The following is an 11,685-nucleotide window of genomic DNA, read 5'->3' as shown; positions in this document are numbered from 1 at the left end:
TTTGCGGTTTGCCATCCGTGAGGGTGGGCGGACCGTGGGTGCCGGCGTGGTCACCAAAATCCTGGAGTGAGGTGAGGCATGCCCAAGATCCGCATCAAGCTTCGGGGCTTTGACCACAAGACCCTGGACGCCTCGGCCCAGAAGATCGTGGAGGCCGCGCGGCGCTCGGGGGCGCAGGTCTCGGGCCCCGTACCGTTGCCTACCCGGGTGCGGCGCTTCACCGTGATCCGGGGTCCTTTCAAGCACAAGGACTCCCGGGAGCACTTTGAGCTCCGCACCCACAACCGCCTGGTGGACATCCTGAACCCCAACCGCAAGACCATTGAGAGCCTCATGAACCTGGACCTGCCCACCGGTGTGGAGATCGAGATCAAGACCGTGGGAGGTGGCAAGTGAAGGGCATCCTGGGCACGAAGGTGGGCATGACCCGGATCTACAAGGACGACCGGGCTGTTCCCGTCACCGTGATCCTGGCCGGGCCCTGCCCCGTGGTACAGCGGCGTACCCCGGAGAAGGACGGGTACCTAGCGGTCCAGCTGGGGTTTCTGCCCCAGAAGCCCAAGCGGGTCAACCGGCCCATGAAGGGCCACTTCGCCAAGGCGGGGGTGGCCCCGGTGCGGATCCTCAAGGAGATTCGGGACTTCAACCCCGAGGGCGACGTGGTGACCGTGGAGATCTTTAAGCCGGGGGAGCGGGTGGACGTCACCGGCACCTCCAAGGGCCGGGGCACCGCCGGCGTGATGAAGCGCTGGAACTTTGCCGGTGGGCCGGACTCCCACGGTGCCCACAAGATCCACCGCCATCCGGGCTCCATCGGTAACCGCAAGACCCCGGGCCGGGTGTACAAGGGCAAGCGCATGGCCGGCCACTACGGCGCCGAGCGGGTCACGGTGATGAACCTCGAGGTGGTGGACGTCATCCCCGAGGAAAACCTCCTCTTGGTCAAGGGCGCAGTTCCAGGGCCCAACGGCGGCCTCCTGGTGGTGCGCGAGACCAAGAAGGTGGCCAAGTGAAGGCAGGTAAGGAGGACATGGTGTACCAGATCCCTGTGCTCTCCTCTTCCGGCAAGCGGGAGCTTGCCGCTGACCTCCCCGCCGAGGTCAACCCCCACCTTCTCTGGGAGGTGGTGCGCTGGCAGCTGGCGAGCCGCCGCCGGGGCACCGCCAGCACCAAGACCCGGGGTGAGGTGGCTTACTCCGGCCGCAAGATCTACCCCCAGAAGCACACGGGCCGCGCCCGCCACGGGGATATCGGGGCGCCCATCTTCGTGGGCGGTGGCACGGTCTTTGGGCCCAAGCCTCGGGATTACAGCTACACCCTGCCCAAGAAGGTCCGGAAGGCGGGGCTAGCCATGGCCGTGGCCGACCGGGCCCGGGAGGGGAAGCTCCTTTTGGTGGAGGACTTCGCCGGGGTCAACGGCAAGACCAAGGAGTTCTTGGCCTGGGCTAAGGCGGCAGGCCTGGACGGCTCGGAAACCGTGCTCTTGGTGGCGGAAAGCGAGGTGGTGCGCCGCGCCGCCCGCAACCTGCCCTGGGTGGTTACCCTGGCCCCCGAGGGGTTGAACGTCTACGATATCCTGCGCACCGAGCGGCTCGTCATGGACCTGAAGGCCTGGGAGGCTTTTCAGGCCCGCTTGGGAGGTGAGGCGTGAAGACCGCTTACGACGTGATCCTCGCCCCCGTCCTCTCGGAGAAGGCGTACGCCGGTTTCGCCGAGGGCAAGTACACCTTCTGGGTCCACCCCAAGGCCACCAAGACCGAGATCAAGAATGCGGTGGAGGAGGCCTTTAAGGTGAAGGTGGTGAGGGTCAACACCCTTAGGGTTCGGGGCAAGAAGAAGCGCCTGGGCCGTTACCTGGGCAAGCGCCCCGACCGCAAAAAGGCCATTGTCCAGGTGGCCTCCGGGCAGAAGATTGAGGCCTTGGAGGGCCTCATCTAGACCTGGCCGGGTGGGGTGCCTGGCCCCGATCCGGCAAGGAGGATAGCGAATGGCAGTCAAGAAGTTCAAACCCTACACGCCAAGCCGCCGTTTCATGACGGTGGCGGATTTCTCCGAGATCACCAAGACCGAGCCGGAGAAGTCCTTGGTCAAGCCCCTGAAGAAGACCGGGGGGCGCAACAACCAGGGGCGCATTACCGTGCGCTTCCGGGGCGGCGGCCACAAGCGGCTTTACCGCATTGTGGACTTCAAGCGCTGGGACAAGGCGGGCATCCCCGCCAAGGTGGCGGCCATTGAGTACGACCCCAACCGCTCCGCCCGCATTGCCCTCCTCCACTACGTTGACGGGGAAAAGCGCTACATCATCGCCCCCGAGGGCCTACAGGTGGGCCAGCAGGTGATGGCCGGTCCCGATGCCCCTATCCAGGTGGGCAACGCCCTCCCCTTGCGCTTCATTCCCGTGGGTACCGTGGTTCACGCCGTGGAGCTGGAGCCCAAGAAAGGGGCCAAGCTGGCCCGCTCCGCCGGCACCAGCGCCCAGATCCAGGGCCGGGAAGGGGACTACGTGATCCTGCGCCTTCCTTCCGGGGAGCTCCGCAAGGTGCACGGCGAGTGCTACGCCACCGTCGGGGCCGTGGGCAACGCCGACCACAAGAACATCGTCCTGGGCAAGGCGGGGCGTAGCCGTTGGCTTGGGCGCAAGCCCCACGTGCGCGGCGCCGCCATGAACCCGGTGGACCACCCCCACGGCGGTGGCGAGGGCCGGGCGCCCAGGGGCCGTCCGCCCGCTTCCCCCTGGGGCTGGCAGACCAAGGGCCTTAAGACGAGGAAGCGGCGCAAGCCTTCCAGCCGCTTCATCCTGGCCCGGCGGAAGAAGTGAGGTGAGCCATGCCGCGTAGCTTGAAGAAGGGCGTTTTCGTAGACGACCATCTCCTGGAAAAGATCCTGGAGCTCAACGCCAAGGGGGAGAAGCGGCTCATCAAGACCTGGAGCCGCCGCTCCACCATCGTTCCCGAGATGGTGGGGCATACCATTGCGGTTTACAACGGCAAGCAGCACGTGCCCGTCTACATCACCGAGAACATGGTGGGGCACAAGCTGGGTGAGTTCGCCCCTACCCGCACCTACCGGGGGCACGGCAAAGAGGCCAAGGCCACCAAGAAGAAGTAGCCATGGAAGCGAAAGCCATTGCCCGTTACGTGCGCATCGCCCCCAGGAAGGTCCGGCTCGTGGTGGACCTGATCCGGGGGAAGAGCCTCGAGGAGGCCCGCGCCATCCTGCGCTACACCCACAAGCGGGGCGCTTACCACGTGGCCAAGGTGCTGGAGTCCGCCGCCGCCAATGCGGTGCACAACCACAACATGCTGGAAGACCGGCTCTACGTGAAGGCGGCCTTCGTGGACGAGGGGCCCGCCTTGAAGCGGGTGCTTCCCCGGGCCCGGGGCCGGGCGGACATCATGAAGAAGAAGACCAGCCACATCACGGTGATCTTGGGGGAGAAGCATGGGAAATAAAATCCACCCCATCGGGTTCCGGCTCGGCATCACCCGGGACTGGGAGTCCCGTTGGTACGCAGGGAAGAAGCAGTACCGCCACCTCCTTTGGGAGGACCAGCAGATCCGCGAGGTCCTCACCAAGGAGCTCTACCCGGCAGGGCTTGCCCGCATTGACATTGAGCGGGCGGCGGACAACGTGGCGGTGACCGTGCACGTGGCCAAGCCCGGTGTGGTCATCGGCCGGGGCGGGGAGAAGATCAAGGTCCTGCGGGACACCCTGTCCAAGATGACGGGGAAGAACGTGGCCCTGAACGTCCAGGAGATCCAAAACCCCAACCTCTCCGCTCCCCTGGTGGCCCAGCGGGTGGCGGAGCAGATTGAGCGCCGCTTCGCCGTGCGCCGGGCCATCAAGCAGGCGGTGCAGCGGGTCATGGAAGCGGGGGCCAAGGGGGCTAAGGTGATCGTCTCCGGGCGCATCGGTGGGGCGGAGCAGGCCCGCACCGAGTGGGCCGCCGAGGGCCGGGTGCCCCTTAACACCTTGCGTGCTAATATAGACTACGGCTTCGCTTTGGCCCGCACCACCTACGGGGTGCTGGGGGTCAAGGCGTATGTCTTCTTGGGCGAGGTGATCGGCGGCCAGAAGGCCAAGGCCCGGGCCGAGGGCCCCAAGGGTGAGGAGAAGCCTCGCCGCCGCCGCCCCGCCGTGCGGGTGAAGAAGGAGGAGTAGGCCATGTTGATGCCCAGGCGCATGAAGTACCGCAAGCAGCAGCGGGGCCGCCTGAAAGGGGCCACCAAGGGGGGCGATTACGTGGCTTTCGGGGACTACGGCCTGGTGGCCCTGGAGCCCGCCTGGATCACCTCCCAGCAGATTGAGGCGGCCCGTGTGGCCATGGTGCGCCACTTCCGCCGCGGGGGGAAGATCTTCATCCGCATCTTCCCCGATAAGCCCTACACCAAGAAGCCCCTGGAGGTGCGGATGGGTAAGGGTAAGGGCAACGTGGAGGGGTACGTGGCGGTGGTGAAACCGGGCCGGGTGATGTTTGAGGTGGCGGGGGTAACCGAGGAGCAGGCCCTCGAGGCCCTGCGCATCGCCGGACACAAGCTTCCCATCAAGACCAAGATCGTGCGGAGGGACGCCTACGATGAAGCTCAGTGAGGTAAAGAAGGAGCTGGAGGAGGCCCGCAAGCTCTCCCCGGTGGAGCTGGAGAAGCTCATCCGGAAGAAGAAGCAGGAGCTGATGGAGCTTCGCTTCCAGGCCTCCATCGGCCAGCTTTCCCAGAACCATAGGATCCGGGAAATCCGCAAGTCCATTGCCCGGCTCCTCACGGTGCTGAACGAGAAGAGGAGGGCCAATGCCTAAGAAGGTGCTTACCGGGGTGGTGGTGAGCGACAAGATGCAGAAGACCGTCACGGTCTTGGTGGAGCGCCAGTTCCCCCACCCCCTCTACGGCAAGGTGATCAAGCGCTCCAAGAAGTACCTGGCCCACGACCCCGAGGAGCGGTACAAGGTGGGGGACGTGGTGGAGATCGTGGAGGCCCGCCCCATCTCCAAGCGCAAGCGCTTTAGGGTGCTCCGCCTTTTGGAGAGCGGGCGGCTAGACCTGGTGGAGAAGTACGAGGTCCGTCGCCAGAACTACGCCAGCCTTTCCAAGCGGGGAGGTAAGGCATGATCCAGCCCCAGACCTACCTGGAGGTGGCCGACAACACCGGGGCCCGCAAGATCATGTGCATCCGCGTCCTGAAGGGCTCCAACGCCAAGTACGCTACCGTGGGGGACATCATCGTGGCCAGCGTCAAGGAGGCCATCCCCCGCGGGGCGGTGAAGGAAGGGGATGTGGTGAAGGCGGTGGTGGTGCGCACCAAGAAGGAGGTCAAGCGCCCCGATGGCTCGGCCATCCGCTTTGACGACAACGCCGCCGTCATCATCAACAACCAGCTGGAGCCCCGCGGCACCCGCGTCTTCGGCCCCGTGGCGAGGGAACTCCGCGAGAAGGGCTTCATGAAGATCGTTTCCCTGGCGCCGGAGGTGCTCTGATGCAGACCAAGGTGCACGTGAAGAAGGGGGACACCGTGCTGGTGGCCTCCGGCAAGTACAAGGGCCGCGTGGGCAAGGTAAAGGCGGTGTTGCCCAAGCGGCAGGCGGTCATCGTGGAAGGGGTGAATATCGTCAAGAAGGCGGTGCGGGTGAGCCCCCAGTACCCCCAGGGCGGGTTCGTGGAGCAGGAGGCTCCCTTGCACGCCTCCAAGGTGCGCCCCATCTGCCCCGCCTGCGGCAAGCCCACCCGGGTGCGCAAGAAGTTCCTGGAAGATGGGCGGAAAATCCGGACCTGCGCTAAGTGCGGCGGGTCCTTGGATGTGGAGGAGTAGCATGCCTCTGGACGTTGCCCTGAAGAGGAAATACTACGAAGAGGTGCGGCCCGAGCTCATCCGCCGCTTCGGCTACCAGAACATCTGGGAGGTTCCCAGGCTCGTCAAGGTGGTGGTGAACCAGGGCTTGGGCGAGGCCAAGGAGGACGCCCGCATCCTGGAGAAGGCGGCCAAGGAGCTTTCCCTCATCACCGGCCAGAAGCCGGCGGTGACCCGGGCCAAGAAGTCCATCTCCAACTTCAAGCTCCGTAAGGGCATGCCCATCGGCCTCCGGGTGACGTTGCGGAGGGACCGGATGTGGATTTTCTTGGAGAAGCTCCTCAACGTGGCCCTTCCCCGCATCCGCGACTTCCGGGGCTTGAGCCCCACCAGCTTTGACGGGCGGGGCAACTACAACCTGGGCCTTAAGGAGCAGCTCATCTTCCCCGAGATCACCTACGACATGGTGGACGCCCTGAGGGGGATGGACATCGCGGTGGTCACCACCGCCAAGACCGACGAGGAGGCCAAGGCCCTTTTGGAGCTCTTGGGCTTCCCCTTCCGCAAGTGAGGCGAGCATGGCGAGAAAGGCGCTGATTGAGAAGGCCAAGCGGACCCCCAAGTTCAAGGTGCGGGCCTACACCCGTTGTATGCGGTGCGGGAGGGCCAGGAGCGTCTACCGCTACTTCGGTCTTTGCCGGATCTGCCTGCGGGAGTTGGCCCACAAGGGGCAGCTTCCCGGGGTGAAGAAGGCCAGCTGGTAGGCCGTGGCCGGTCGGGGGGGTTCCCTCGAGACCGCATGGTCCAGGAGTGAGGTAAAAGGAGAGAGGAAATGCTGACGGACCCCATTGCCGACATGCTGACCCGGATACGGAACGCCACCCGGGTCTACAAGGAGAGCACCGAGGTGCCCGCCTCCCGCTTCAAGGAGGAGATCCTCAAGATCTTGGCGCGGGAGGGCTTCATCAAGGGGTACGAGCGGGTGGAGGTGGACGGCAAGCCCGTGCTCCGCATCTACCTAAAGTACGGCCCTCGGCGTCCCGGGCTTGACCCCCGCCCTGAACAGGTCATCAAGCACATCCGGCGCATCAGCCGTCCGGGGCGGCGGGTCTACGTAGGGGTGAAGGAGATCCCCCGCGTGCGCCGGGGTCTAGGGATTGCCATCTTGTCCACGCCCAAAGGGGTGCTCACCGACCGGGAGGCCCGGAAGCTGGGCGTGGGCGGCGAACTGATCTGCGAGGTGTGGTGATGTCTAGGATTGGCCGGCTTCCCATTCCCCTGCCCAAGGGGGTTAGCGTGGAGGTGGCCCCGGGCCTGGTCAAGGTCAAGGGCCCCAAGGGCGAGCTTTCCGTGGCCATTTCCCCCGAGATGCGGGTGGTGGTGGAGGAGGGCGTGGTTCGGGTGGAGCGCCCCTCCGACGAGCGGCGCCACCGGAGCTTGCATGGCCTGACCCGCACCCTCATCGCCAACGCGGTGAAGGGGGTGTCCGAGGGGTACGCCAAGGAGCTCCTCATCAAGGGCATCGGTTACCGGGCGCGGCTTGTGGGCCGGGCGGTGGAGCTTTCCGTGGGCTATAGCCACCCCGTGGTGGTGGAGCCCCCGGAGGGGATCACCCTCGAGGTACCCGAACCCACCAGGATCCGGGTGGTGGGCATTGACAAGCAGCGGGTGGGCCAGGTGGCCGCCGACATCCGGGCCATCAAGAAGCCCAGCGCCTACCACGAAAAGGGCATCTACTACGCGGGCGAGCCCGTCCGCCTTAAGCCCGGCAAGGCCGGGGCCAAGAAGTAGGGGGGATTATGGCACGGCTTACCGCATACGAGCGCCGCAAGTTCCGGGTACGCAACCGCATCAAGCGCACGGGCCGGCTACGCCTTTCCGTCTTCCGCAGCCTCAAGCACATCTACGCCCAGATCATTGACGACGAGAAAGGGGAGACCTTGGTGGCCGAGTCCAGCCTGGCCCTGAAGCTCAAGGGCAACAAGACCGAGGTGGCCCGGCAGGTGGGGCGTGCCTTGGCGGAGAAGGCTTTGGCCAAGGGCATCAAGCAGGTGGCCTTTGACCGGGGCCCCTACAAGTACCACGGCCGGGTGAAGGCCCTGGCCGAGGGGGCCCGGGAGGGCGGTCTGGAGTTCTAGAGGAGGGACCATGCCCGAGACCGACTTTGAAGAGAAGATGATCCTGGTGCGGCGCACCGCCAAGACCTACCAGGGCGGCCGCCGCTTCCGCTTCGGCGCCTTGGTGGTGGTGGGTGACCGGCAGGGCCGGGTAGGCCTGGGCCTGGGCAAGGCCAAGGAGGTGCCCTTGGCGGTGCAGAAGGCTGGGTACTACGCCCGCCGCAACATGGTGGAGGTGCCCATCCAAAACGGCACCATTCCCCACGAGATTGAGGTGGAGTACGGGGCTTCCAAGATCCTCTTGAAGCCCGCTGCTCCCGGGACCGGGGTGATTGCCGGGGCGGTGCCACGGGCCATTCTGGAACTGGCGGGCATCACCGACATCCTCACCAAGGAGCTCGGGAGCCGCAACCCCATCAACATCGCCTACGCCACCATGGAAGCCCTTCGGCAACTTCAGACCAAGGAGGACGTGAAGCGCCTCCGGAAGGGCGGGGAGGAGTGATGGGCAAGCTCAAGGTCAAGCTGGTGAAAAGCCCCATCGGCTACCCCAAGGACCAGAAGGCGGCCCTGAAGGCCTTGGGGCTTACCAAGTTGCAGAAGGAGAAGGTGTTGGAGGACACCCCGGCCATCCGGGGCAACGTGGCCAAGGTAGCCCACCTTCTCCGGGTGGAGGTGTTGGAATGAAACTCACCGACCTAAAGCCCAATCCCGGGGCCAACAAGAAGCGCAAGCGGGTAGGGCGGGGTCCGGGCTCGGGCCACGGCAAAACCGCTACCCGGGGCCACAAGGGCCAGAAGTCCCGCTCGGGCGGCGTCAAGGACCCCCGCCGTTTTGAGGGCGGCCGCTCCACCACCCTGATGCGCCTGCCCAAGCGGGGCATGCAGGGCCAGGTGCCGGGGGAGATCAAGCGCCCCAAGTACCAGGGGGTGAACCTAAAGGACCTGGCCCGCTTTGAAGGGGAGGTTACCCCCGAACTCCTCGTGCAGGCGGGCCTCTTGAAGAAGGGCTACCGGCTCAAGGTGCTTGGGGAGGGGGAGGCCAAGCCCCTCAAGGTGGTGGCCCACGCCTTCTCCAAAAGCGCCTTAGAAAAACTAAAGGCCGCGGGCGGGGAAGCGGTCCTCTTGGAGGCTTAAGATGCTGAAGGCCTTCCGGAGCGCCCTCCAGATCCCCGAGCTTCGCCAGCGCATCCTCTTTACCCTCCTCGTCCTGGCCGCCTACCGCTTGGGGGCCTTCATCCCCACCCCGGGGGTGGACCTGGACAAGATCCAGGAGTTTTTGCGCACCACCCAAGGGGGGGTTTTCGGCATCATCAACCTCTTCTCGGGCGGCAACTTTGAGCGCTTCTCCATCTTCGCCTTGGGCATCATGCCCTATATCACCGCCGCCATCGTCATGCAGCTTCTCATCAACGTGGTGCCGGCGCTGGAGAAGCTCTCCAAGGAGGGGGAGGAGGGCCGCCGCATCATCAACCAGTACACCCGCATCGGCGGCATCGCTCTGGGGGCCTTCCAGGGCTTCTTCTTGGCCACGGCCTTTTTGGGGGCGGAGGGGGGGAGGTTCCTCCTTCCCGGCTGGTCCCCGGGCCCCTTTTTCTGGTTCGTGGTGGTGGTCACCCAGGTGGCGGGCATCGCCCTCCTCCTCTGGATGGCGGAGCGCATCACGGAGTACGGTATCGGAAACGGCACCAGCATGATCATCTTTGCGGGGATCGTGGTGGAGTGGTTGCCCCAACTGGTGCGCACTCTGGGGCTCATCCGCACGGGGGAGGTGAACCTGGTGGCCTTCCTCTTCTTCCTGGCCTTCCTCGTCCTGGCCTTCGCTGGGATGGTGGCGGTGCAGCAGGCGGAGCGCCGCATCCCCGTGCAGTACGCCCGCAAGGTGGTGGGGCGCAGGGTGTATGGAGGCCAGGCCACCTACATCCCCATCAAGCTGAACGCCGCCGGGGTGATCCCCATCGTCTTCGCCGCCGCCATTTTGCAAATCCCCATCTTCCTCGCCGCCCCCTTCCAGGACAACCCCGTGCTCCAGGCCATCGCCAACTTCTTCAACCCCACCCACCTTTCCGGGCTCCTCCTCGAGGTGCTCCTCATCGTCCTCTTCACCTACGTGTACACCGCCGTGCAGTTTGACCCCAAGCGCATCGCCGAAAGCCTCAGGGAGTACGGGGGGTTTATCCCGGGCATCCGTCCGGGGGAGCCCACGGTGAAGTTCCTGGAGCACATTGTCTCCCGCCTCACCCTCTGGGGGGCGCTCTTCCTGGGTCTGGTGGCGGCCCTGCCCCAGATCATCCAAAACCTCACCGGGGTGAAGAGCATCGCCTTCTCGGGGATTGGCCTCTTGATCGTGGTGGGGGTAGCCCTGGATACCCTTAGGCAGATTGAAAGCCAGCTGATGCTCAGGAACTACGAGGGGTTCTTGTCCAAGGGCCGGATCCGCGGCCGGACGCGCTAGGAGGGAGAATGGGGGAAGCGGTGATCTTTTTGGGGCCGCCGGGGGCGGGGAAGGGCACCCAGGCGGCGAGGCTTGCGGCGGAGCTGGGCTTTAAGAAGCTTTCCACCGGGGACATCCTCCGGGACCACGTGGCCCGGGGCACCCCCTTGGGCCAGCAGGTGAAGCCCATCATGGACCGGGGGGACCTGGTCCCCGATGACCTGATCCTGGCCCTGATCCGCGAGGAGCTGGCCGACCGGGTGATCTTTGACGGCTTTCCCCGCACCCTGCCCCAGGCGGAGGCCTTGGACCGCCTTCTGGAGGAGACGGGCACCCGGCTCCTTGGGGTGGTGCTGGTGGAGGTGCCTGAGGAGGAGCTTGTCCGGCGCATGCTCAAGCGGGCGGAGCTGGAGGGCCGTTCCGACGACAACGAGGAAACCATAAGGCGCCGCCTCGAGGTCTACCGGGAGAAAACCGAGCCCCTCATCCAGTACTATGAGAAAACGGGCGCCCTGAAGCGGGTGGACGGCCTGGGCACGCCCGATGAGGTCTACGCCCGCGTCCGGGCGGCTTTGGGGATCTGATGGCCATTAAGCTCAAAAGCCCCTGGGAGATTGAGCGCATGCGGGAGGCGGGAGCCCTCCTCACTGAGGTGGTGGAGGAGGTGGCCCGCCACGTGGAGCCCGGCATCACCACCAAAGAGTTGGACCGGATCGCCCACGAGGCCATCCTCAAGCGCAAGGCCAAGCCGGCCTTCCTGGGGCTCTACGGCTTCCCCGCCACCCTCTGCACCTCGGTGAACGAGGTGGTGGTCCACGGTATCCCCTCGGAGGAACCCCTAAAGGAGGGGGATATCCTTTCCGTGGACGTGGGGCTCATCTACGGGGGCTTCGCCGCCGACATGGCCCGCACCTTCCCCGTGGGTAGGGTTTCCCCGGAGGCGGAAAGGCTCATCCAAGACACAGAGGCCGCCTTCTGGGAGGGGATGAAGTACCTGAAGCCTGGCTTCCGCATCGGGGACGTGGCCCATGCCGTGCAGACCTTCTTGGAGAGCCGCGGCTACGGGGTGGTGCGGGAGTTCGTGGGGCACGGGGTGGGCCGGGAGATCCACGAGGACCCCCAGCTTCCCAACTTCGGCAAGCCGGGCACGGGGCCCAAGATCCGCCCCGGCATGACCTTGGCCCTGGAGCCCATGGTCACCCTACGCCCGGCTCCTGTGGTAATATTGGAAGATGGCTGGACGGCGAGCGCCGGTCAAGGCAACCTCGCCGCCCACTACGAGAACACCGTCTTGGTGACGGAGGAGGGCCCGGAGCTCCTCACCGGGGTACCCCTGGTGCGGGCGCGGTAGGAG

25 protein-coding genes are annotated in these 11,685 nt (G+C 65.6%); all 25 read left to right on the top strand.

Features of this window, described 5'->3' with window-relative positions; translation table 11 throughout:
* Positions 1 to 70: hypothetical protein (locus LXN00_RS12810; protein WP_414423112.1), on the top strand; the 70-nt coding region annotated here is incomplete at its 5' end.
* Positions 71 to 78: 8 nt separating this feature from the next.
* Positions 79 to 396, top strand: coding sequence for a 30S ribosomal protein S10 (gene rpsJ, locus LXN00_RS08210; RefSeq protein ID WP_039458086.1), 318 nt, complete (start codon positions 79 to 81; stop codon positions 394 to 396).
* Positions 393 to 1,013, top strand: a complete 621-nt coding sequence (gene rplC / locus LXN00_RS08205) for a 50S ribosomal protein L3 (protein ID WP_234507174.1) — start codon at positions 393 to 395, stop codon at positions 1,011 to 1,013. The genes rpsJ and rplC overlap by 4 nt, the downstream gene beginning before the upstream one ends.
* A gap of 17 nt (positions 1,014 to 1,030) precedes the next feature.
* Positions 1,031 to 1,651: a 50S ribosomal protein L4 gene (gene rplD, locus LXN00_RS08200; RefSeq protein ID WP_234507192.1), complete on the top strand. Its 621-nt coding sequence runs from the start codon at positions 1,031 to 1,033 to the stop codon at positions 1,649 to 1,651.
* Positions 1,648 to 1,938 (top strand): 50S ribosomal protein L23, encoded by a 291-nt coding sequence (locus tag LXN00_RS08195; RefSeq protein ID WP_234507172.1) that lies wholly within the window; start codon positions 1,648 to 1,650, stop codon positions 1,936 to 1,938. Before rplD ends, LXN00_RS08195 begins: the two co-directional genes overlap by 4 nt.
* Positions 1,939 to 1,987: 49 nt before the next feature.
* Positions 1,988 to 2,818 (top strand): 50S ribosomal protein L2, encoded by an 831-nt coding sequence (gene rplB, locus LXN00_RS08190; RefSeq protein WP_234507170.1) that lies wholly within the window; start codon positions 1,988 to 1,990, stop codon positions 2,816 to 2,818.
* 8 nt (positions 2,819 to 2,826) lie between these two features.
* Positions 2,827 to 3,108 (top strand): 30S ribosomal protein S19, encoded by a 282-nt coding sequence (gene rpsS / locus LXN00_RS08185; protein WP_039458092.1) that lies wholly within the window; start codon positions 2,827 to 2,829, stop codon positions 3,106 to 3,108.
* Positions 3,109 to 3,110: 2 nt separating this feature from the next.
* Positions 3,111 to 3,452: a 50S ribosomal protein L22 gene (gene rplV / locus LXN00_RS08180; RefSeq protein ID WP_234507167.1), complete on the top strand. Its 342-nt coding sequence runs from the start codon at positions 3,111 to 3,113 to the stop codon at positions 3,450 to 3,452.
* The gene (gene rpsC / locus LXN00_RS08175) at positions 3,442 to 4,161 is read left to right on the top strand and encodes a 30S ribosomal protein S3 (RefSeq protein WP_234507164.1); all 720 of its coding nucleotides are present in this window, start codon (positions 3,442 to 3,444) and stop codon (positions 4,159 to 4,161) included. The genes rplV and rpsC overlap by 11 nt, the downstream gene beginning before the upstream one ends.
* Before the next feature lie 3 nt (positions 4,162 to 4,164).
* Entirely contained in the window at positions 4,165 to 4,590 is a 426-nt protein-coding gene (gene rplP / locus LXN00_RS08170; RefSeq protein WP_234507163.1) for a 50S ribosomal protein L16, read from the top strand.
* On the top strand, positions 4,577 to 4,795 hold the full coding sequence (rpmC, locus tag LXN00_RS08165; RefSeq protein ID WP_234507159.1) for a 50S ribosomal protein L29: 219 nt from the start codon (positions 4,577 to 4,579) through the stop codon (positions 4,793 to 4,795). Before rplP ends, rpmC begins: the two co-directional genes overlap by 14 nt.
* Positions 4,788 to 5,105: a 30S ribosomal protein S17 gene (gene rpsQ, locus LXN00_RS08160; protein WP_234507157.1), complete on the top strand. Its 318-nt coding sequence runs from the start codon at positions 4,788 to 4,790 to the stop codon at positions 5,103 to 5,105. The genes rpmC and rpsQ overlap by 8 nt, the downstream gene beginning before the upstream one ends.
* The gene (gene rplN, locus LXN00_RS08155; RefSeq protein ID WP_015718099.1) at positions 5,102 to 5,470 is read left to right on the top strand and encodes a 50S ribosomal protein L14; all 369 of its coding nucleotides are present in this window, start codon (positions 5,102 to 5,104) and stop codon (positions 5,468 to 5,470) included. Before rpsQ ends, rplN begins: the two co-directional genes overlap by 4 nt.
* Complete coding sequence (gene rplX, locus LXN00_RS08150; RefSeq protein WP_234507156.1) at positions 5,470 to 5,802, top strand: 50S ribosomal protein L24; 333 nt, start codon at positions 5,470 to 5,472, stop codon at positions 5,800 to 5,802. Before rplN ends, rplX begins: the two co-directional genes overlap by 1 nt.
* A gap of 1 nt (position 5,803) precedes the next feature.
* Complete coding sequence (gene rplE / locus LXN00_RS08145; RefSeq protein WP_234507154.1) at positions 5,804 to 6,352, top strand: 50S ribosomal protein L5; 549 nt, start codon at positions 5,804 to 5,806, stop codon at positions 6,350 to 6,352.
* 7 nt (positions 6,353 to 6,359) lie between these two features.
* Entirely contained in the window at positions 6,360 to 6,545 is a 186-nt protein-coding gene (locus LXN00_RS08140) for a type Z 30S ribosomal protein S14 (RefSeq protein WP_234507152.1), read from the top strand.
* 68 nt (positions 6,546 to 6,613) lie between these two features.
* A complete protein-coding gene (gene rpsH / locus LXN00_RS08135) occupies positions 6,614 to 7,030 on the top strand; it encodes a 30S ribosomal protein S8 (protein ID WP_234507150.1) in 417 nt (138 codons plus the stop codon).
* Positions 7,030 to 7,572: a 50S ribosomal protein L6 gene (gene rplF / locus LXN00_RS08130; RefSeq protein WP_234507148.1), complete on the top strand. Its 543-nt coding sequence runs from the start codon at positions 7,030 to 7,032 to the stop codon at positions 7,570 to 7,572. Before rpsH ends, rplF begins: the two co-directional genes overlap by 1 nt.
* A gap of 8 nt (positions 7,573 to 7,580) precedes the next feature.
* On the top strand, positions 7,581 to 7,919 hold the full coding sequence (rplR, locus tag LXN00_RS08125) for a 50S ribosomal protein L18 (RefSeq protein WP_234507146.1): 339 nt from the start codon (positions 7,581 to 7,583) through the stop codon (positions 7,917 to 7,919).
* Positions 7,920 to 7,929: 10 nt separating this feature from the next.
* A complete protein-coding gene (gene rpsE / locus LXN00_RS08120) occupies positions 7,930 to 8,403 on the top strand; it encodes a 30S ribosomal protein S5 (protein ID WP_039458133.1) in 474 nt (157 codons plus the stop codon).
* The gene (gene rpmD / locus LXN00_RS08115; protein WP_234507144.1) at positions 8,403 to 8,585 is read left to right on the top strand and encodes a 50S ribosomal protein L30; all 183 of its coding nucleotides are present in this window, start codon (positions 8,403 to 8,405) and stop codon (positions 8,583 to 8,585) included. Before rpsE ends, rpmD begins: the two co-directional genes overlap by 1 nt.
* Entirely contained in the window at positions 8,582 to 9,034 is a 453-nt protein-coding gene (gene rplO, locus LXN00_RS08110; protein WP_234507142.1) for a 50S ribosomal protein L15, read from the top strand. Before rpmD ends, rplO begins: the two co-directional genes overlap by 4 nt.
* Before the next feature lies 1 nt (position 9,035).
* Positions 9,036 to 10,352 (top strand): preprotein translocase subunit SecY, encoded by a 1,317-nt coding sequence (secY, locus tag LXN00_RS08105; RefSeq protein ID WP_234507140.1) that lies wholly within the window; start codon positions 9,036 to 9,038, stop codon positions 10,350 to 10,352.
* 8 nt (positions 10,353 to 10,360) lie between these two features.
* Entirely contained in the window at positions 10,361 to 10,915 is a 555-nt protein-coding gene (locus LXN00_RS08100) for an adenylate kinase (RefSeq protein ID WP_234507138.1), read from the top strand.
* A complete protein-coding gene (map, locus tag LXN00_RS08095; protein ID WP_234507136.1) occupies positions 10,915 to 11,682 on the top strand; it encodes a type I methionyl aminopeptidase in 768 nt (255 codons plus the stop codon). The genes LXN00_RS08100 and map overlap by 1 nt, the downstream gene beginning before the upstream one ends.
* The last annotated feature ends 3 nt before the right edge of the window (positions 11,683 to 11,685 follow it).

Origin of the sequence: Thermus brockianus, assembly GCF_021462505.1 — a bacterium.
Classification (GTDB): Bacteria; Deinococcota; Deinococci; order Deinococcales; family Thermaceae; genus Thermus; species Thermus hydrothermalis.
Note: the sequence above shows the minus strand (reverse complement) of the source record. Positions and strands in the feature narration are given on the sequence as shown.